Annotated in this window: 18 protein-coding genes; 8 read left to right on the forward strand and 10 right to left on the reverse strand. The window is 61.4% G+C overall.

Annotated elements, in window-relative coordinates; all coding sequences use genetic code 11:
• The first annotated feature begins 8 nt into the window (after positions 1-8).
• A complete protein-coding gene (locus QBK88_RS19345) occupies positions 9-2,216 on the forward strand; it encodes a GGDEF and EAL domain-containing protein (protein WP_277963292.1) in 2,208 nt (735 codons plus the stop codon).
• A gap of 15 nt (positions 2,217-2,231) precedes the next feature.
• On the opposite strand, the gene ppk2 is transcribed toward QBK88_RS19345, so the two are convergent.
• On the reverse strand, positions 2,232-3,149 hold the full coding sequence (gene ppk2 / locus QBK88_RS19350; RefSeq protein ID WP_277963293.1) for a polyphosphate kinase 2: 918 nt from the start codon (positions 3,147-3,149) through the stop codon (positions 2,232-2,234).
• Positions 3,150-3,480: 331 nt separating this feature from the next.
• Between ppk2 and QBK88_RS19355 the strand changes: the two genes are divergently transcribed.
• From QBK88_RS19355 to QBK88_RS19365, 3 genes are all read left to right on the forward strand, one after another.
• Positions 3,481-3,891 (forward strand): DUF4087 domain-containing protein, encoded by a 411-nt coding sequence (locus QBK88_RS19355; protein WP_268145206.1) that lies wholly within the window; start codon positions 3,481-3,483, stop codon positions 3,889-3,891.
• Between the two features lie 114 nt (positions 3,892-4,005).
• Complete coding sequence (locus tag QBK88_RS19360; protein ID WP_277963294.1) at positions 4,006-4,644, forward strand: DJ-1/PfpI family protein; 639 nt, start codon at positions 4,006-4,008, stop codon at positions 4,642-4,644.
• Between the two features lie 99 nt (positions 4,645-4,743).
• Positions 4,744-5,007, forward strand: coding sequence for a hypothetical protein (locus QBK88_RS19365; RefSeq protein ID WP_277963295.1), 264 nt, complete (start codon positions 4,744-4,746; stop codon positions 5,005-5,007).
• Here QBK88_RS19365 and alaC read toward each other — a convergent pair.
• The 8 genes from alaC to hmpA form a co-directional block, all read right to left on the reverse strand.
• Positions 5,004-6,224, reverse strand: coding sequence for an alanine transaminase (gene alaC, locus QBK88_RS19370; RefSeq protein WP_277963296.1), 1,221 nt, complete (start codon positions 6,222-6,224; stop codon positions 5,004-5,006). The genes QBK88_RS19365 and alaC overlap by 4 nt on opposite strands.
• A gap of 303 nt (positions 6,225-6,527) precedes the next feature.
• Positions 6,528-7,415 (reverse strand): heme o synthase, encoded by an 888-nt coding sequence (gene cyoE / locus QBK88_RS19375; protein ID WP_158154427.1) that lies wholly within the window; start codon positions 7,413-7,415, stop codon positions 6,528-6,530.
• A 10-nt stretch (positions 7,416-7,425) separates the two neighbouring features.
• On the reverse strand, positions 7,426-7,755 hold the full coding sequence (gene cyoD, locus QBK88_RS19380) for a cytochrome o ubiquinol oxidase subunit IV (protein WP_277963297.1): 330 nt from the start codon (positions 7,753-7,755) through the stop codon (positions 7,426-7,428).
• On the reverse strand, positions 7,755-8,384 hold the full coding sequence (cyoC, locus tag QBK88_RS19385) for a cytochrome o ubiquinol oxidase subunit III (protein ID WP_277963298.1): 630 nt from the start codon (positions 8,382-8,384) through the stop codon (positions 7,755-7,757). The genes cyoD and cyoC overlap by 1 nt, the downstream gene beginning before the upstream one ends.
• A 3-nt stretch (positions 8,385-8,387) precedes the next feature.
• The gene (cyoB, locus tag QBK88_RS19390) at positions 8,388-10,409 is read right to left on the reverse strand and encodes a cytochrome o ubiquinol oxidase subunit I (protein WP_277963299.1); all 2,022 of its coding nucleotides are present in this window, start codon (positions 10,407-10,409) and stop codon (positions 8,388-8,390) included.
• Positions 10,410-10,412: 3 nt separating this feature from the next.
• Complete coding sequence (gene cyoA / locus QBK88_RS19395) at positions 10,413-11,357, reverse strand: ubiquinol oxidase subunit II (RefSeq protein WP_277963300.1); 945 nt, start codon at positions 11,355-11,357, stop codon at positions 10,413-10,415.
• 549 nt (positions 11,358-11,906) lie between these two features.
• Complete coding sequence (locus QBK88_RS19400) at positions 11,907-12,413, reverse strand: disulfide bond formation protein B (RefSeq protein ID WP_277963301.1); 507 nt, start codon at positions 12,411-12,413, stop codon at positions 11,907-11,909.
• Positions 12,414-12,590: 177 nt separating this feature from the next.
• Positions 12,591-13,745, reverse strand: coding sequence for an NO-inducible flavohemoprotein (gene hmpA, locus QBK88_RS19405; RefSeq protein ID WP_277963302.1), 1,155 nt, complete (start codon positions 13,743-13,745; stop codon positions 12,591-12,593).
• Positions 13,746-13,896: 151 nt separating this feature from the next.
• Here hmpA and norR point away from each other — a divergent pair, with 151 nt between their 5' ends.
• The 4 genes from norR (at position 13,897) to QBK88_RS19425 (ending at position 17,291) form a co-directional block, all read left to right on the forward strand.
• Positions 13,897-15,444 (forward strand): nitric oxide reductase transcriptional regulator NorR, encoded by a 1,548-nt coding sequence (gene norR / locus QBK88_RS19410; RefSeq protein WP_277963303.1) that lies wholly within the window; start codon positions 13,897-13,899, stop codon positions 15,442-15,444.
• An 82-nt stretch (positions 15,445-15,526) separates the two neighbouring features.
• Positions 15,527-16,426: a chemotaxis protein gene (locus QBK88_RS19415; RefSeq protein ID WP_268145222.1), complete on the forward strand. Its 900-nt coding sequence runs from the start codon at positions 15,527-15,529 to the stop codon at positions 16,424-16,426.
• 25 nt (positions 16,427-16,451) lie between these two features.
• Positions 16,452-16,901: a GNAT family N-acetyltransferase gene (locus QBK88_RS19420; RefSeq protein WP_277963304.1), complete on the forward strand. Its 450-nt coding sequence runs from the start codon at positions 16,452-16,454 to the stop codon at positions 16,899-16,901.
• A 66-nt stretch (positions 16,902-16,967) separates the two neighbouring features.
• On the forward strand, positions 16,968-17,291 hold the full coding sequence (locus QBK88_RS19425; protein ID WP_277963305.1) for a hypothetical protein: 324 nt from the start codon (positions 16,968-16,970) through the stop codon (positions 17,289-17,291).
• Between the two features lie 2 nt (positions 17,292-17,293).
• Here the strand turns inward: QBK88_RS19425 and QBK88_RS19430 are convergent, their stop codons facing one another.
• Positions 17,294-17,434: a hypothetical protein gene (locus QBK88_RS19430; protein ID WP_277963306.1), complete on the reverse strand. Its 141-nt coding sequence runs from the start codon at positions 17,432-17,434 to the stop codon at positions 17,294-17,296.
• Positions 17,435-17,688 lie beyond the last annotated feature (254 nt).

Below are 17,688 nucleotides of genomic sequence, written 5' to 3' on the forward strand. Positions count from 1 at the left end.
GGATCACGATGAAAAAGCCGACACCCGCGCACAGTACCTCCATGGCAATGCAGCGGGCCGGCGTTCAGGGCGAAAACGCCCACCTCGTGCACGAATTGCAGCTGCACCAGCTCGAACTGCAGATGCAGAACGAAGAGCTTCGTCACGCCCACAATGCGCTGGAAGCCTCGCGCGACCTGTACCTTGACCTGTACGAACACGCTCCCGTGGGCTACCTGACCCTGAACGCGGACGGCGTGATCGAAGCGGTCAACCAGACCGGCGAGCAGCTGTTGGGCTGCAAGCGCGAACACCTGCTGCAACGCCGGTTTGCCGGGCGTGTGGCATTGCCCGAGCGCGACCGCTGGCACCAGGTGTTCGTGCGAGTAAGCCGCGGCGGCCAGGCTGAAGAATGTGAATTGGCACTGACCCGCGCCGATGGCAGCCACTGGCCCGCGCGGCTCAATTGCCTGCGCTACGCCAGCAAACCGCCCAGCGTGCGCGTCAGCCTCACCGACCTTACCGCCCGTCGGCAGATAGAAAGCCGCCTCAGCCTGGCCGCCAGCGTGTTCACCCATGCCCGCGAAGGCATCATGATCACTGACGCCGGCGGTACCATCATCGAGATCAACGATGCTTTCACCACCATCACCGGCTACCCGCGAGAGGAAGCCCTGGGCCAGAACCCGCGCTTTCTGGCCTCAGGGCTGACCGAGCACTCCCTCTACCTCGACCTGTGGCGCGGCCTGCGCGATGAGCACTACTGGCAGGGTGACCTGTGGAACCGGCGACGCAACGGCGAAACCTTCGCTACCCGGCAGACCATTACCGCCATCCTCGACGTGCGCGGGCATATCCAGAATTACATATCGCTGTTCACCGACGTCACCGACCTGCATGAACACCAGCGCCAACTGGAATACATCGCCCACTACGACCCGCTTACCCATTTGCCCAACCGCGTGCTGCTGGCCTCACGGTTGCAGCAGGCCATGAGCCAGGCACTGAGCCAGGGCTGCAAGGTGGCGCTGGCCTACCTGGACCTGGACGGTTTCAAAGCCATCAACGACCTGCACGGCCACGAGACCGGTGACAAGGTGCTGACCACCGTGGCCCGGCGCATGAAACACACCCTGCGTGACGCCTGTACCCTGGCGCGCCTGGGTGGCGACGAGTTCGTGGCCCTGATCGTCGACCTGGACCAGGTGTGTGACAGTGCTCCGATGCTGGACCGGTTGCTGTCGGCGGCCAGCGAAGCCTTGCACATCGGCAGCCTGGACTTGCAACTGTCAGCCAGCATCGGCGTCAGCTACTACCCCCAGGAAGGTGACGTCAGCGCCGACCAGCTATTGCGCCAGGCCGACCAGGCCATGTACCAGGCCAAGCTGGCCGGCAAGAACCGCTACCACGTGTTCGATGCCCAGCACGACCTGGACCTGCGCGGCCACAACGCGCGGCTGGACCGAATCGACCGCGCCATTCGCGAGCACGAACTGCGTTTGTACTACCAGCCAAAGGTGAACCTGCGCACAGGCGAGGTGGTGGGCGCCGAGGCACTGGTGCGGTGGCTGCACCCGGAAAAAGGCTTGCTGATGCCGGAAAGCTTCCTGCCGCTGATCGAAGGCAACCCCTTGTCGGAGGTCATCGGCGACTGGGTGCTGGACAGCGCCCTTGGCCAGGTGCGTGCCTGGCAGCACGCGGGCGTGCGGGTACCGGTCAGCATCAACGTCGGCGCCCGGCAACTGCAGCACCCCGACTTCGTCGCCAACCTGGTGGAGCGCCTGGGCGCCCACGCGGACCTCGACCCGCAGATGCTGATGATCGAGATCCTGGAAACCAGCGCCCTGGAAGACATTGATGGGGTGTCCCACACCATCCGCACCTGCGCGGCCATGGGTGTGCGCTTTGCCCTGGACGATTTCGGCACCGGCTATTCGTCGCTCAGCTACCTCAAGCGCTTGCCCGTGGCCCAGTTGAAGATCGACCAGACCTTCATCCAGGGCATGCTGCACGCCCCGGAAGACATTTCCATCCTGCAAGCTATCCTGGGCCTGGCCATCGCATTCCGTCGCGAGATCATCGCCGAGGGCGTGGACAGCGCCGCCCAGGCTTCGCGCCTGCTGCAACTGGGCTGTGAACTGGCCCAGGGCTTTGGCATCGCCGAACCCATGCCCGGCGACGCTCTGCCAGCCTGGATAGCCCGCTGGAATGCGGCCCCCCTTTGGCCAATGCCCTGAGCGGCGGCCGCCAGGTCAGTAAAGCTGAGGCACGAACAGCTCCGCCGGCACCGGCGTGCGACTGTAGTCTTCCTGGCGCTCGCGCTGGGGCAGTTCGATCACCGGGTGCGCCACCTCCTCGTAGGGCATCTGGGTGAGCAGGTGGTTGATGCAGTTCAACCGGGCCTTTTTCTTGTCATCGGCCTGTACCACCCACCACGGCGCCTCGGCGATATGGGTGCGTTGCAGCATGATTTCCTTGGCCTTGGTGTAGGCCTCCCAACGCCGGCGCGATTCAAGGTCCATGGGGCTGAGCTTCCATTGCTTGAGTGGATCATGAATACGGCTGAGGAAACGCAGGTGCTGTTCCTGGTCGGAAATGGAAAACCAGTACTTGATCAACTGAATGCCCGAGCGCGCCAGCATGCGCTCGAACTCGGGCACGCTGCGGAAGAACTCTTCGTACTGCTCGTCGTTGCAGAAGCCCATGACCTTCTCGACCCCGGCGCGGTTGTACCAGCTGCGATCAAACAGCACGATCTCCCCCGCTGCCGGCAGGTGCGAAATGTAGCGCTGAAAGTACCACTGGGTGCGTTCCCGGTCATTGGGCGCAGGCAAGGCCGCCACCCGGCATACCCGTGGGTTGAGCCGCTGGGTAATACGCTTGATGACACCCCCCTTGCCGGCCGCGTCACGGCCTTCGAACAGAATGACTACCTTGTGGCCAGTCTTCACCACCCAGCTCTGCAACTTCACCAACTCGCCCTGAAGCCGGAACAGCTCGGCGAAGTAGTGCCGGCGCGCCCGCTTTTCCGGGCTTTCGGGGACGTTGTGGTCAAACAGTTCGTCGAAATCGAGGCCATCGTCCATGAGCTCGAGTTCCAGCTCTTCGTCACCGTGGTCGACCAGCTCGCGGTGAATGCGGCGCATCAGGGTATCGGTACTGGCATGCATGATGGGGCTCACTAGGATGTCGGACGTTTCCGAATCTTAGGGAAGCTATGTGACGGACTAGCGACTGCTGCCGGTGTGCACCCGCGCGCCGGGTGCAGGACCTTAGCCATGGACCGCTTGTTCGAACGACCTTTGCAGGGGCCTCGGACAGATCAGGATGCTCAAAACGCCACCATGAATTTTGTGACCACCTCGTCACTTTTAGCACGAAGCCATCAAAAGTAGCTTTGTCGCTACATTTTTGACACTGAAAAACGTCAATATAATGTTACTAATAGTGTGGTCATTGCGAAGCCAATCCCATTCTCATCTCACAAGACACGGAGGTCTTATGCGCCTTTCCCTCCTCACGGCCAGCGCCCTGCTGCTGACTACCGCCCTCACCCCACTGGCCCAGGCCGCCGACGCCAACGAAGACCACCTGTGTGGCTGGTACGAAAACCCGGCCCCGCGGGTAGTCAACCTGGTGGACCACGCTGGTAACTGGAAAGTAGCCACCGCCGACGGCTACACCGCCCCAGGGCAGAAACCGGTGTTCCGTTCCAGCCAGTGGGTTCGAACCAATGGTGACTATGGCTACGGCTGCGCGTGCCTGTCGGGGGACGTGGACGAGCAGACCCATACCGTCAACGCCATCACCACGGCCACGGCCCGCACCCTCGCCGCCTGCCGGGCCGACACCAGCCTGCGCGAACCCTCGATGATCAAGAGCAAGAACGTGGTGGGCTCCCTCATGATGTAGGGCACCGAGACAACGTGCGCAAAGCGTGGCTGGATGGCAGGATTTGTGGGGTGATTGTCACACCCGCCACCCGCCAACCCGCCATGATGGGCTTACTCACCCAAGGAGCCCATCATGGCCGCCGCCCTGACTGACCTGATCCACCAGCGCACCCTGAACATCAACCTGCTGCTGTACCCCGACGTCGAGATTCTCGACTTCGCCGGCCCCTACGAAGTCTTCAGCGTGGCCAGCCGCATCGCCTTGCGCGATGCACTGTTGCCCCATGCGCCCTTCAAGGTGCACACGGTGGCGGCGGAACCGGGGCTGGTGCCCGCGCGCCACGGGCTGCGGGTTCAGGCCGATGCCAGCCTGCTGACCGCCCAGGCCTGTGACGTGCTGATAGTGCCTGGCGGCATCGTTGACCAACCGCTGGCTCACCGCCCCACCCTGGACTGGGTAGCCGCGACCGCCGAGCGCACGGCCCTGGTGACCTCGGTGTGCACCGGCGCCTTTATCCTGGCCAGGGCCGGGGTACTGAGCGACCAGACGGTGACCACCCACTGGGACGATATCGAGCCACTGCGCCGCGACTACCCGGCCCTGACGGTGGTCGGCGACGTGCCCTACGTAGACCTGGGGGAACTGATCACCTCGGCCGGCATTTCCGCCGGCATCGACATGAGCCTGCACGTGGTTGCCCGGCTGCTGGGTGGCGAGGCCGCCCGGCGCACGGCGCGGCAGATGCAGTACGAGTGGCAGGATCGGGACTGATTCGGAGAAGTCCTAGGCCGTTACCGGAAGCATCCGGTTACCCTGGCCCAGACGTTTCCGGATAATGCCGCGCCTCACTTTCGGTAACGGTAAGAAACAATGCGTCTTCATGCACGCCGCTTCGCCCTTCTGCTGCTCGCCCTGGCAAGTCCCGCCCTGACGGCCAACGAGGGGCTGATCAGTTTCAGCGGAGCGATCACGGTGCCCACCTGCCCGGTGCTGGTGGCAACGGGCGACCCGCACGCCAGCCTTCAGGCCCAGGGGGTGGGCTGTGAAGGCACCGGCAAGGTCGCGCAGCTGAAGGTCGAGACCATTGGCGACCCCGAGGAAGGGCTCGCCGAGGTCGTTGTGCAGGTGTATTAGGCCTTCGGCGCCTTGGTGAAGCCATCGGCGCGGAACATCTGGCGAATGCCGCGAAGCGCCTGACGAATCCGGTCCTGGTTTTCGATGAGGGCGAAGCGCACATGGTCATCGCCATACTCACCGAAACCGATGCCCGGCGACACGCACACCTTGGCGTCAGCCAGCAGCTTCTTGGCAAACTCCAGCGAGCCGAGGTGGGCATATTGCTCGGGGATCTTGGCCCAGACATACATGGACGCCTTGGGGTTCTCGACCATCCAGCCCAGCTCATGCAGGCCCTTGACCAGCACATTGCGGCGCTGACGGTACTGCTCGGCGATGTCCAGCACGCACTGCTGGTCACCTTCCAGGGCAGCGATGGCGGCCACCTGCAGGGGCGTGAAGGTACCGTAGTCGTGGTAGCTCTTGATGCGCGCCAGGGCGTTGACCAGCTCGGGGTTGCCGACCATGAAGCCGATACGCCAGCCGGCCATATTGTAGCTCTTGGACAGGGTGAAGAACTCCACCGCGATGTCCTTGGCGCCAGGCACCTGCATGATCGAGGGAGCTTTCCAGCCGTCGTAGACGATGTCGGCATAAGCCAGGTCGTGCACCACCAGCACATCGTACTGCTTGGCCAGGGCCACCACGCGCTCGAAGAAGTCCAGCTCCACGCACTGGGCGGTGGGGTTGGACGGGAAGCCCAGGATCATCATCTTCGGCTTGGGAATGGAGCCGCGAATGGCGCGCTCCAGCTCGTCGAAGAAGTCCACGCCCGGTACCAGCGGCACAGAGCGCACCTGGGCGCCGGCAATCACGGCACCGTAGATGTGGATCGGGTAGCTGGGGTTGGGGACCAGCACCGTATCGCCCTGGTCCAGGGTGGCCAGCATCAGGTGCGCCAGGCCTTCCTTGGAGCCGATGGTGACGATGGCTTCGTTCTCGGGGTCGATCTCGACCTGATAGCGGTCGGCGTACCAGCGCGAAATAGCCCGGCGCAGCCGCGGGATGCCACGCGAAGTCGAGTAGCCGTGAGTGTCCTCACGTTGGGCGACGCTGACCAGTTTTTCGACAATGTGCGGCGGGGTGGCGCCGTCGGGGTTGCCCATGCTCAGGTCGATGATGTCCTCGCCACGGCGGCGGGCAGCCATCTTGAGCTCAGCGGTGATATTGAAGACGTAAGGGGGGAGCCGATCGATACGCGAAAAGCGGCGCGGCGAAGAACCGTGTTCAGCCATGATGAAACCTCGAAACGTAAGCGCCCGGAACCGTCCGAGCGACGCGGCCAGTGTGCTGGCCTGGGTTTCACGATAATGCGGAGGCCATTGTGCTGTAAAGGCCAATTCAGGGATAAGTGAATTTATTTGGTTTTTATCAGGCTAATCAACTGATAAAAATCAATAAAACAGGATTTTTCACTGAAAAACAGAAATCAGCGGTATTTGCCTCAAGGCCATGCACAAACAAAAACGCCCCGGACCTTTCGGTACGGGGCGTTTCATCAGTGCAGCAGGACAGCGATCGAGTCAGCTGGCCGACACTCAGTGAGCGTAGGTCAGCAACAGCTCCGTCGGCGCCTTGAAGTCCAGGGACATCATCACACTCAGGGCCGTGATGGTGAAGATGGAGAACACGAACAGCTTGCGTGCCCACACCTTGTCATCAACTGCCTTGTAACCGGTCCAGGCCATGTACAGCCAGTACATGCCCATCGCTGCCGCCACTGCCAGGTAGCTCATGCCTGCGTAACCACCAAGGGTCAGCATGAGGGTCGCCAGCAGGAACGCCAGGATGTAGAGCAGGATGTGTTTCTTGGCTACAACGATGCCACGCTTGACTGGCAGCACCGGAATCGATGCGGCCAGGTAGTCGTTGAAGCGGAAGATCGCGATGGCATAGGAATGCGGCATTTGCCAGAGGCTGAACATCACCAGCAGGGTCAATGCTGCCATATCGAAGTGGCCGCTGACGGCAACGTACCCGATGACGGGCGGCATGGCTCCGGAGAGGCTGCCGACCAGGGTACCGTGTACCGATTTGCGCTTCAGATACAGGCTGTAGAAACCCACGTAGATGATGAAGCCGATCAGGCCGCCCAAGGCCGCCAGCGGGTTGGCCATCTTGTACAGCATGGCCAGGCCCGCCACACCCAGCAGGGTGGCGTAGGCCAGGGCGACCTTCAACGAGATCAGGCCCTGGACCAGTGCGCGGTTCTTGGTGCGTTCCATCTTCACGTCGATGTCGCGGTCAATGCAGTTGTTGAATGCACAACCGGACGCCACCACCAGTGAAGTACCAATCACCGTGGCCAGGAAAAGGGCGAAATCGACATGCCCTTGCGAGGCCAGGAAAAAGCCGCCTGCCACAGAAAGCACGTTACCGAAAATGATCCCCGGTTTGGTGATTTGGATAAAGTGCTTAACGGACATGCAGTTTTCCTCAGTGCGCCATCATGATGGTATGGATGCTGAACATGATCCACAGCGCCAGACCCACCAGAAGCGCGATGACGATGCCGGCGAACACGAACGCAATCACGTTGTTGCGCTGCGCTTCGCTGCGATCCAGGTGCAGGAAGTACACCAGGTGCACCAGCACCTGGATGACGGCGAACGCCAGAATCAGGACCAGGGTCGCGGACTTGGAGAACGTCGGGTACATCACCAGACCAAACGGAATGGCGGTCAGGATGATCGAAAGCACGAAGCCGATCATGTACGACTTGAAGCTGCCGTGGCTGCCAGTGTCGTGGGAATGAGCGTTAGCCATTACAGAACCCCCATCAGGTAGACAACGGTGAACACGCAGATCCAGACCACGTCCAGGAAGTGCCAGAACAAGCTCAGGCAGCTGAGGCGCGTGTTGTTGGTCGGAGTCAGGCCGTGCTTGGACACCTGGTACATCATCACAGCCATCCAGATCAGGCCACTGGTCACGTGGGCACCGTGGGTGCCGACCAGCGTGAAGAAGCCGGACAGGAAGCCGCTGCGTTGCGGGCCGAAGCCTTCGGAGATCAGCTTGTGGAACTCGTTGATCTCCATGCCGATGAAGCCCAGGCCGAACAGGAAGGTGATGAACAACCAACCCAGTACGCCGCCCTTGTTACCTTTGTGCAGCGCCAGCATGGCGAAGCCGTAGGTGATGGAGCTGAGCAGCAGGCAGGCCGTTTCGCCCAGCACGTACGGCAGTTCGAAGATGTCATGACCCGACGGACCACCTGCCACGTTGCCCGACAGTACCGCGTAGGCAGCGAACAGCGATGCGAACAGAATGCAGTCCGTCATCAGGTAGATCCAGAAACCAAATACGGTCATGGGACCCGCATCATGGTGTTCGTGGTCGTCGTGCCCATGGTCGTGACCATGGGCAGTTCCAGCGTTCAATACTATGTTCGACATTGTTTAAGCCTGTTCAAGCGCGTTGACGGGGGTCTTGGAGACACCGGCCACGTTTGCTTTCGCCAAGATTTGTTGACGTTCGCCTTCGATGCGAGCCACTTCTGCTGCAGGGACCATGTAGCCTTGATCATCACGCGCGGCGTGGATGATGAAGTAGATCACCGCACCGGCCAGGCCAACGGCGGCCAGCCAGAAGATGTGCCAGATCATGGCGAAACCGAACACGGTCAGGAAGGCACTGATGACCAGGCCGCTGGCGGTGTTGTTAGGCATGTGGATATCCGTGTACTTGGTCGGAACCGAGTAGGCGGTACCTTTGCGCTTGGCATCGGTGAAGGCGTCGATGTCGTGTACTTGCGGCAGCACGGCGAAGTTGTAGAACGGAGGTGGCGACGAAGTCTGCCATTCCAGGGTATGACCGTTGTACGGGTCACCGGTCACGTCGCGGTTCTGCTCACGGTCACGGATGGAAACGTACAGCTGGATGAACTGGCAAGCGATACCGGCCAGGATCAGCAGCGCACCGCCCATGGCCACGTACAGGTACGGGGTCCAGTCCGGGTTGTCGGTGTGGTTCAGACGACGGGTCATGCCCATGAAGCCCAGCGCGTACAGTGGCATGAAGGCGACGTAGAAGCCCGAGATCCAGAACCAGAAGGCAGCCTTGCCCCACTTCTCGTTCAGGGTGAAGCCGAACGCTTTAGGGAACCAGTAGGCGAAACCAGCGATGTAACCGAATACAGCACCACCGATGATCACGTTGTGGAAGTGAGCCACGACGAACAGGCTGTTGTGCAGAACGAAGTCAGCACCAGGAATGGCCAGCAGTACGCCGGTCATGCCGCCGATCGAGAAGGTGATCATGAAGCCCAGGGTCCACATGACCGGCGCGGTGAAGCGCAGGCGGCCCTGGTAGATGGTGAACAGCCAGTTGAACAGCTTCACACCCGTCGGGATCGCAATGAGCATCGTTGCCAACCCGAAGAAGGAGTTGACGCTGGCGCCCGAACCCATGGTGAAGAAGTGGTGCAGCCATACCATGAAGCCCAGTACCGCGATGCAGCCGGAAGCCAGAATCATCGACACGTGGCCGAACAGACGCTTGCCGGAGAAGGTCGATACCACTTCGGAGAACACGCCGAACGCTGGCAGGATCAGGATGTACACCTCAGGGTGACCCCATGCCCAGAACAGGTTGACGTACATCATCGGGTTGCCGCCCAGCTCGTTCGTGAAGATATGGAAGTCCATATAACGATCGAGGGTCAGCAGGGCCAGGGTAGCGGTCAGGATCGGGAACGAAGCCGCGATCAGGACGTTTGCCCAGGTGCAGGTCCAGGTGAAGATAGGCATGTCCATCAGTTTCATGCCTGGGGTACGCATTTTCAGCACGGTGACCAGGAAGTTCACACCGGTCAGCGTTGTACCGATACCCGACAGCTGCAGTGCCCAGATGTAGTAGTCCACACCCACGCCCGGGCTATAGCCCAGTTCCGACAGCGGCGGATAGGCAACCCAACCGGTACGTGCGAATTCACCGACGCCCAGCGACAGGTTGATCAGTACCACACCGGATACCAGCAGCCAGAAGCTCAGGGAGTTCAGGAACGGGAACGCAACGTCACGGGCGCCGATCTGCAGTGGAACTGCAAGGTTCATCAGGCCGGTGAAGAAAGGCATCGCCATGAAGATGATCATGATCACACCGTGGGCGGTGAAGATCTGGTCATAGTGTTCAGGCGGCAGGTAGCCCTCGCCGCCGTTGGCGGACAAGGCAAGCTGCGAACGCATCATCAGGGCGTCGGCAAAACCACGCACCAACATCACCATGGCGACGACGATGTACATCACGCCAATTTTCTTGTGGTCGACCGAAGTCAGCCATTCGGTCCACAGGTAGGACCATTTCTTGAAGTAAGTGATCGCCCCGACCAGCGCCAGTCCACCCAGGATGATCGCACTGATTGTGACCATCACTATCGGGACATGGAAGGGGATCGCTTCCAAAGTTAATTTACCAAACATCGTTTACTCCTCTGCCCCAGCAGCTGAATGCGAACCCATGTCCATACCTTCCATACCTTCCATGCCGGCGACTTCCTTGCCTTCGTGCGCGACGTGGCCTGGGTTCATACCTTCATACTTGTTGATGATGGTCTGGAACAGGTTTGGTGCGTACGAGGAATAAAGCGCGACAGGATTCTTCTCGCTTGGTTTGGCCAGGGCAGCGTACTCAGCCGAATCAAGCTGTTTAGGTGAATTCTTTGCTTCGTTGACCCATGCATCGAAATCCGCCTGGGTGGTGGCGATTGCCTTGAACTTCATGCCGGTGAAACCTTCGCCACTGTAGTTGGCGGAGATACCATCGAATTCATGCGGCTGGCTGGCCAGCAGGTGCAACTGGGTAGTCATGCCGGCCATCGAGTAGATCTGGCCGCCCAGGCCCGGGATGAAGAACGAGTTCATCACCGAATCCGACGTGATGCGGAAGTTCACCGGGGTGTTGGCCGGGAAGACGATCTTGTTGACGGTGGCGATGCCCTGGTCCGGGTAGATGAACAGCCACTTCCAGTCCAGCGAGACAACCTGGATGGTGATCGGCTTGACGTCGGACTCGATCGGGCGATACGGGTCGAGAGCGTGGGTCGACTTGTAGGTGATCACGCCCAGCACGATCAGCAGGCAGAGCGGGATGCCCCACACCACGGCTTCGATCTTGGTGGAGTGGTTCCAGTCCGGCGTGTACTTGGCCGCGGTGTTGGTAGCGCGATACTTCCACGCGAACACGACGGTCATGACAATGACAGGTACCACCACCAGCAGCATCAGCAGGGTAGCGGTAATGATCAGGTTTCTCTCGTCGAGACCGATAGGCCCTTTCGGGTCAAGCAGGGTCCACTTGCAACCACCGAGAAAAAGCATGCCGAAAAAGGGCAATATGCCAAACAGTCTGGGGTAACGCTTTTTGCTCATCTCACGACCTCTAAGCAGCTTGCATCAGTGCAATTGTGTTTTGATCGCCAACACTTCGTCCTGCCAAGCGTCAGCATTTATCGAGTTGGATACGGGCATGCCTAGAGATCAGCTGCTGCTGTTTGGCAGACCTGTGTGGTGCGGTAAATTCTTATCGGCAATAGCCTGTCTGCAAACCAAATCCATTTGGCTGCGCATTCACAAGGCGGGTTCTTGAACCCCGCGCCCGACGTGGCCTTGAGTGCCGTTCAAGAGGGCGGTTTGCCTTCTGTTCCAGCGGTTCGAGGCGCCTGGCCGAGCGATTTTGCGGGGATTGTAGATACCTCAGGAATCATTGACTATGGCTTATTTAGCAACAATAAGTTTCTGATTATGCAACAATGACCCCCACTTTCAAGGCCTTGCGACACGATGTCGCACCCCCTGCCACACCGCTAAAAGCCTATGTTTGCTAGGGATAAAGCCCGTACAAAAGGTCTGTGCTTATCGGTCACGCCCCCCGAAGGGAGCAAAACAGGCACGAATAATGATTTGTAACCGAGCGGCTTTTCACCCTTTGCGACGGTTGCGCCAGATGCCAAGCGGCACCAGAACGATGGTGAGTGCGAAGGCTACCAGAGCCCACTGGGCGAGCGACAGCCCCAGCACGGGTGGGTAGGCGGTGGTGCAGAAGCCGCCGACCTGGAACACCAGGGGCCAGGCATCGGCCATGGGGAGGCCGTCGACGAAAGGCTGCAGAACGTCGACGCCGCAGCTTACCGACGGGTTGGCGAGCACGTAGACATGATTGCCCGCGGCCACCGCGCCACCGATGGCGCTCACCACCACCAGGGCTTCGAACACCGTGAGGCTGCGCTTGCCGGGCATGGCGGCGCCGATGAAAGCGAACAGGGCAATGAACAGCAGCGCATAGCGTTGCAGGATGCACAGCGGGCACGGCATTTCCTGAAGCACCACCTGCATGTACAGCGCACCGCCTACCAGCGCCAGGCAGATGATGCCCAGCAAGACCAGAAAACGCTTTTCGCGGCTCAGCTGCAATTTCACATCGCTCATTGCTTGTCCTTTCATAGGTGTGGATCGGCGTACCGAGTCATTTCGCCCGCCAGTCTACACGCTCCCCAAGACCCCGAATAAACAGGAAGGTTCCTAAACTGCTGCAGGATGTTGGAGTTAATAGCAGGGAAATTATCCCAGCATTAACCCACCCGCCACGGCCCCTCCCCTCTTTGTTCATTCCAGGGCAGCGGCCGGCCCGAAGAATTCATGGTGCGCCTGGCCTTGCGGCACGCCCAGCGCCTTGAGATGGCCGCTTACCGCTTTCATGAAGCCCTTGGGGCCCAGGAAATAGGCATCCAGGTCACGCTCGGCCGGCAGCCAGGCGTCCAGCCGCTCCTGGCTCAGCAGCCCGTCAACATCATCGTAGCAATAGAAGCGCTTGAGCTGCGGGTGTTGTGCTGCCAGGCCGTCCACCCAAGCGCGAAACCCATGGGCGGCGCTGTTGCGCGCACAATGAATGAAGTGAATGGGCCGCCCACTGGGAAGTGCCGCCTCCAGCATGGCCAAGGTCGGGGTAATACCTACCCCGCCACTGATCAATACCAGCGGCTTGGTGCCGCCGTGAAGCACGAACTCGCCGGCCGGCGGGAACAGCTCAACCTGGTCACCCACTTTCAAGTGGTCATGCAGGAACCCCGAGACCTTGCCGCCTGCCTCTCGCTTGACGCTGATACGGTACTGGCCAGCGTTCAACAATGCCGACAGCGAATAGGTGCGGCGGTGCTCCTGCCCCTCGATCATGACCTTGATGCCAATGTACTGCCCGGCACTGAAGTCCAGAACCGCGCGGCCATCCACAGGCTCGAAATAGAAGGAAACGATTTCCGCGCTTTCTTCGACCCGCGCCGCCAGCTTGAACGCGCGGCCACCGCGCCAACCACCCGGTGCCTCTGCCTTGTGCTGATACACCTCGGCCTCGGCGCCCATCAGAATGTCGGCCAACTGCTGGTAAGCATTGCCCCAGGCGGCCAGCACATCGGGGGTCGCGATATCGCTGCCCAGCACATCCTCGATGGCGCGCAGCAGGCAGGCCCCGACGATAGGGTAGTGCTCGGCCTGGATCTGCAAAGCCACGTGCTTGTTGATGATGCGCGCCACCAGACCACCCAGTTGGTCGAGTTCGTCGATGTGCCGAGCGTACATCAGTACGCCGTTGGCCAGGGCGCGGGGTTGGTCACCATTGGCCTGGTGAGCCTGGTTGAACAACGGGCGCACGCCCGGGTTCTCTTCCAGCAGGGTACGGTAGAAATGGGTAGTGAGCGCTTCGCCGCCGCTTTCCAGCAGGGGGACGGTGGCTTTGACGATGGCGCGGTCCTGGGCACTGAGCATGAGGTAACTCCTTGAGCCTTGAGTAAAAAGTCACTTCAGCAGTATCAGTATCCGTGCCATTAATATTTTCCTTTAAAAACAACATCTTAAATATTATCGAGTCATATTGACCACGAAGCGCGTATAGTCAGTTTGACTACGCGAGGTCAATATGACTGCAAAACCACTGCTCACTGCCCTGCTTCCCCTGGTCTCGGACCTGTCACGGGACTTGCCCGAACAGGAGCGTTACCGCCGCCTGTTGCAGACCTTGCGCAACCTGCTGCCTTGCGACGCCACGGCCCTGTTGCGGCTGGAAGGCGATGTCCTGGTACCCCTGGCAGTGGATGGCCTCAGCACTGATACCCTGGGCCGCCGCTTCAAGGTCAGCGAGCACCCGCGGTTCGAGAGGCTGCTGGCCAGCCCCGGCCCTACCCGTTTCGATGTCGACACGACGCTTCCCGACCCATACGACGGCCTGGTCGAGGGGCTGCACGAAGACCTGCTCGTGCACGATTGCCTCGGTTGCCCGCTGTTCGTCGACGAGCACCCCTGGGGCTTGCTGACCCTTGATGCCCTTGACCCGCAACGTTTCGACAGCCTCGACCTGGAAGCCCTGCAAGCCTTCGCCAGCATGGCGGCCGCGACCGTCACCGTAGCGCAGCGTATCGACCACCTGGCCCTGCGTGCCGAAAACGAACACCAGCGGGCCGAGTTCTACCGCCAGGCCAGTGACCAGCAACCCCGGGAAATGATCGGCCAGAGCCCCGCCCTGAAACGGTTGGTGGACGAGACGCGTTTGGTGGGCAGCAGCGACCTGACCGTGCTGATCACGGGCGAAACCGGCGTGGGCAAGGAATTGGTGGCCCAGGCCATTCACCAGGCCTCCAGCCGCGCCGGGCAACCGATGGTCAGCCTCAACTGCGCTGCCCTGCCCGACACCCTGGTGGAAAGCGAACTGTTCGGCCATGTGCGGGGTGCGTTCACCGGCGCCACCAGCGAACGCCGCGGCAAGTTCGAACTGGCCAATGGCGGCACACTCTTCCTGGACGAGGTGGGCGAGTTGTCATTGACCGTGCAGGCCAAGCTGTTGCGGGTACTGCAGAGTGGCCAACTGCAGCGGCTGGGCTCCGACCGCGAGCACCGAGTGGATGTGCGCCTGATCGCCGCGACCAACCGCGACCTCGCCGAAGAAGTGCGCGAAGGCCGTTACCGGGCCGACTTCTACCACCGCCTCAGCGTGTACCCGCTGCTGGTGCCCCCCCTGCGGGCGCGCGGTGCCGATATCCTCTTGCTCAGTGGCTTCTTTCTCGAACAGAACCGCTCGCGCCTGGGCCTCAACAGTCTGCGCCTGAGCACTGACGCCCAGGAGGCGCTACTGGGCTACCCATGGCCCGGTAATGTGCGGGAGCTGGAGCACCTGATTGGCCGTGCATCACTCAAGGCCCTGGGGCAGCAGGGCAAGCGCCCGACTATCCTCACACTCAGCGCCAGCGACCTGGGCCTGCGCATGGGTGATACGCCCGATGTAGCCGAGCCACCCGCCGACCAGCCGACGGGCGTCGACGCCGACCTGCGTCAGGCCACCGATGCCTTCCAGCGGCGGCTGATCCAGGCCAGCCTGGGTCGGCACCCGGGCAATTGGGCGGCTGCGGCCAGGGACCTGGGCCTGGACCGCGCGAACTTAAGCCGCCTGGCCAAGCGGCTAGGGCTCAAGTAATGGCTCAATGGTGCTAAAGACAAGGGTTGCCGGGTCGATAAACCTGGCAATGAATAGATCCGGTCTGACAAAGAAGGTCCCCATGTCGTCCAAGAATGCCCGCGCAGATTCACTCTCGCTCCTGCTGTTTACCTTGCGCAGCGGCAAGCTGATGGCTATCAACCTGCTGAAAGTCAGCGAAATCATTCCCACGCCCTCCCTGACCCGGCTGCCGGAGTCGCACCCCCATGTAAAAGGCGTCGCCACCCTGCGCGGCAACTCGCTGTCGGTGATCGACCTCAGCCGTGCCATTGGTGAGCTGCCGCTACTGGACCCCAATGGCGGCTGCCTGATCGTCACTGATATCAGCCGCTCCAAACAGGGCCTGCACGTGCAGGCGGTGAGCAAGATCGTTCACTGCCTGACCACCGACATCCGCCCGCCACCTTACGGCGCGGGCATGAAGTCGTTCATCACCGGCGTCACGCGGGTCGATGACAAGCTCGTGCAGGTGCTGGACATCGAGAAGGTCATCCACGGCATCACCCCGGCGCCCCTGGTGGCCGCGCCCGAGCAACTGGGCGAAGATGATGCACAACTGCTGGCCACGGCCAAGATCCTGGTAGTGGACGACAGCCAGGTAGCCCTGCAGCAATCGGTACTGACCTTGCGCAACCTCGGCCTGCACTGCCACACGGCACGCAGTGCGCGGGAGGCCATCGACCTGTTGCTGGAGTTGCAGGGTACCCCTGAGCAGATCAATGTGCTGGTATCGGACATCGAGATGTCGGAAATGGACGGCTACGCGCTGACCCGCACCCTGCGCGAGACGCCGGACTACAAAGACCTGTACGTGCTGCTGCACACGTCCCTGGACAGCAAGATGAACAGCGAAAAAGCCCGGGCCGCCGGCGCCAACGCGGTGCTGACCAAGTTCTCCTCCCCCGAGCTTACCCAGTGCCTGATCCGCGCCGCCCGCGTGGTCAACGGCCTGGACGACTGAGCGAGGCGCCAGGGTGGAGTGCTTGATGTTGCGCAAGGCGCTGGACCCCGAACAGGGCCCGGCCCATTGGCCCAATGGCTTGCAGTCGCGCCCTTGGGCCCCGGCCACCGGCCCCGCAGCCCATGCCCTGCTGCTGGAAACCGAGCAGCTGGAGCCCGGCCTCACGTGCGTGCAGTGGCTGGAACAGCTGCAGGCAGACCCGGAAATCAGCCCCCACCTGTGCCTGACCGTTTTCGACGCCAACGGCCTGGCCGGCTTCGCCATGGGCTGGGCCAGCACCTTCATCCGCCACCTGGCGGTGCAACCTCACGCGCGGCGCCAGGGCCTGGGCGCCGCCCTGCTGGCCCAGCTGTTTTTCATGTACAGCCAGCGCGGCGAAGTGCTGGTCGACCTGACCCTGCGCGCCGACAACACGGCGGCGCGGCGCCTGTATGCCCGGGCGGGCATGTTCGAGTTTCGTCGATATACTCTGTAACAACGCCGGGCTGCAACCTACGCGATTCGCTCGGGCATACTTGCTGACTTTGCCCCGGAGACTCCCATGTTCAAAAGCGCCGCGCTGGGCCTGATACTCCTCGCCACCCTGGGCAACGCCCAGGCGTCCAGCGAAGAAGCCTGGGCCGAGCACGACCAGCAGGTACTGCAGGCCTGCGTGGCCGCCAGCCAGCTCGAGGATACCCAGGCCGTGGGCCGCCCGGCCGAGTTCGATGACAGCGTGGGTTACAGCGCCTTGTTGTTGCAGGGCCGCTACCCCCAGGCGCACATGAAGAACCGCACCGGCCGTGAGCTATGCCTGTTCGACAAGAAAACCCGCAGTGCCCACGTCAGCGAGTGGGACTCGATCATCAGCGTGCGCAAACCCTGAGCTCACAGCCGGATGAACACATTCACCAGCGGCCACCAGTCGTGCACGCGCTCGCCAGCGATGAACAGGGCCAATAGCGCCAGGGGCATCGACATGCACAGTGCGGCGGGGATGAACCATTTGCCCGAATTCTGATGGAGCACGGGGTGGCCTCTTGTAAGGGAATATGTACGCAACCAAGTGTCACGGCATCAGGGGGGATGCTGCCATTGGCCGTTTCGCTTTTTCTTGTAGGAAATGCCCTATTTCAAAGCGTTAACCGTTCGCCTGTGGAACCTCACGCGGCTCGGGAAGCGGCCATGCCAGCCCGTTGAAAGGGCTGGCCAGCCCGGTTTCCTGACAAATCTGACAGCAAGGCGTCACGTTCCCGACCGGGTTGCCGCTATATAAAGGACAG

The organism is Pseudomonas sp. RIT-To-2 (assembly GCF_029623465.1).
Lineage (GTDB): Bacteria > Pseudomonadota > Gammaproteobacteria > Pseudomonadales > Pseudomonadaceae > Aquipseudomonas > Aquipseudomonas silvicola.

Bases quoted from the DNA above. Each gene is read 5' to 3' on its own strand.
- cyoA (WP_277963300.1), bottom strand. From the start codon at position 11,357: ATGAGCAAAAAGCGTTACCCCAGACTGTTTGGCATATTGCCCTTTTTC.
- cyoC (WP_277963298.1), bottom strand. From the start codon at position 8,384: ATGTCGAACATAGTATTGAACGCTGGAACTGCCCATGGTCACGACCAT.
- cyoB (WP_277963299.1), bottom strand. From the start codon at position 10,409: ATGTTTGGTAAATTAACTTTGGAAGCGATCCCCTTCCATGTCCCGATA.
- alaC (WP_277963296.1), bottom strand. From the start codon at position 6,224: ATGGCTGAACACGGTTCTTCGCCGCGCCGCTTTTCGCGTATCGATCGG.
- ppk2 (WP_277963293.1), bottom strand. From the start codon at position 3,149: ATGCATGCCAGTACCGATACCCTGATGCGCCGCATTCACCGCGAGCTG.
- cyoD (WP_277963297.1), bottom strand. From the start codon at position 7,755: ATGGCTAACGCTCATTCCCACGACACTGGCAGCCACGGCAGCTTCAAG.
- cyoE (WP_158154427.1), bottom strand. From the start codon at position 7,415: ATGTCCGTTAAGCACTTTATCCAAATCACCAAACCGGGGATCATTTTC.
- QBK88_RS19360 (WP_277963294.1), top strand. From the start codon at position 4,006: ATGGCCGCCGCCCTGACTGACCTGATCCACCAGCGCACCCTGAACATC.
- QBK88_RS19425 (WP_277963305.1), top strand. From the start codon at position 16,968: ATGTTCAAAAGCGCCGCGCTGGGCCTGATACTCCTCGCCACCCTGGGC.
- hmpA (WP_277963302.1), bottom strand. From the start codon at position 13,745: ATGCTCAGTGCCCAGGACCGCGCCATCGTCAAAGCCACCGTCCCCCTG.
- QBK88_RS19355 (WP_268145206.1), top strand. From the start codon at position 3,481: ATGCGCCTTTCCCTCCTCACGGCCAGCGCCCTGCTGCTGACTACCGCC.
- QBK88_RS19365 (WP_277963295.1), top strand. From the start codon at position 4,744: ATGCGTCTTCATGCACGCCGCTTCGCCCTTCTGCTGCTCGCCCTGGCA.
- QBK88_RS19400 (WP_277963301.1), bottom strand. From the start codon at position 12,413: ATGAGCGATGTGAAATTGCAGCTGAGCCGCGAAAAGCGTTTTCTGGTC.
- norR (WP_277963303.1), top strand. From the start codon at position 13,897: ATGACTGCAAAACCACTGCTCACTGCCCTGCTTCCCCTGGTCTCGGAC.
- QBK88_RS19415 (WP_268145222.1), top strand. From the start codon at position 15,527: ATGTCGTCCAAGAATGCCCGCGCAGATTCACTCTCGCTCCTGCTGTTT.
- QBK88_RS19345 (WP_277963292.1), top strand. From the start codon at position 9: ATGAAAAAGCCGACACCCGCGCACAGTACCTCCATGGCAATGCAGCGG.
- QBK88_RS19420 (WP_277963304.1), top strand. From the start codon at position 16,452: ATGTTGCGCAAGGCGCTGGACCCCGAACAGGGCCCGGCCCATTGGCCC.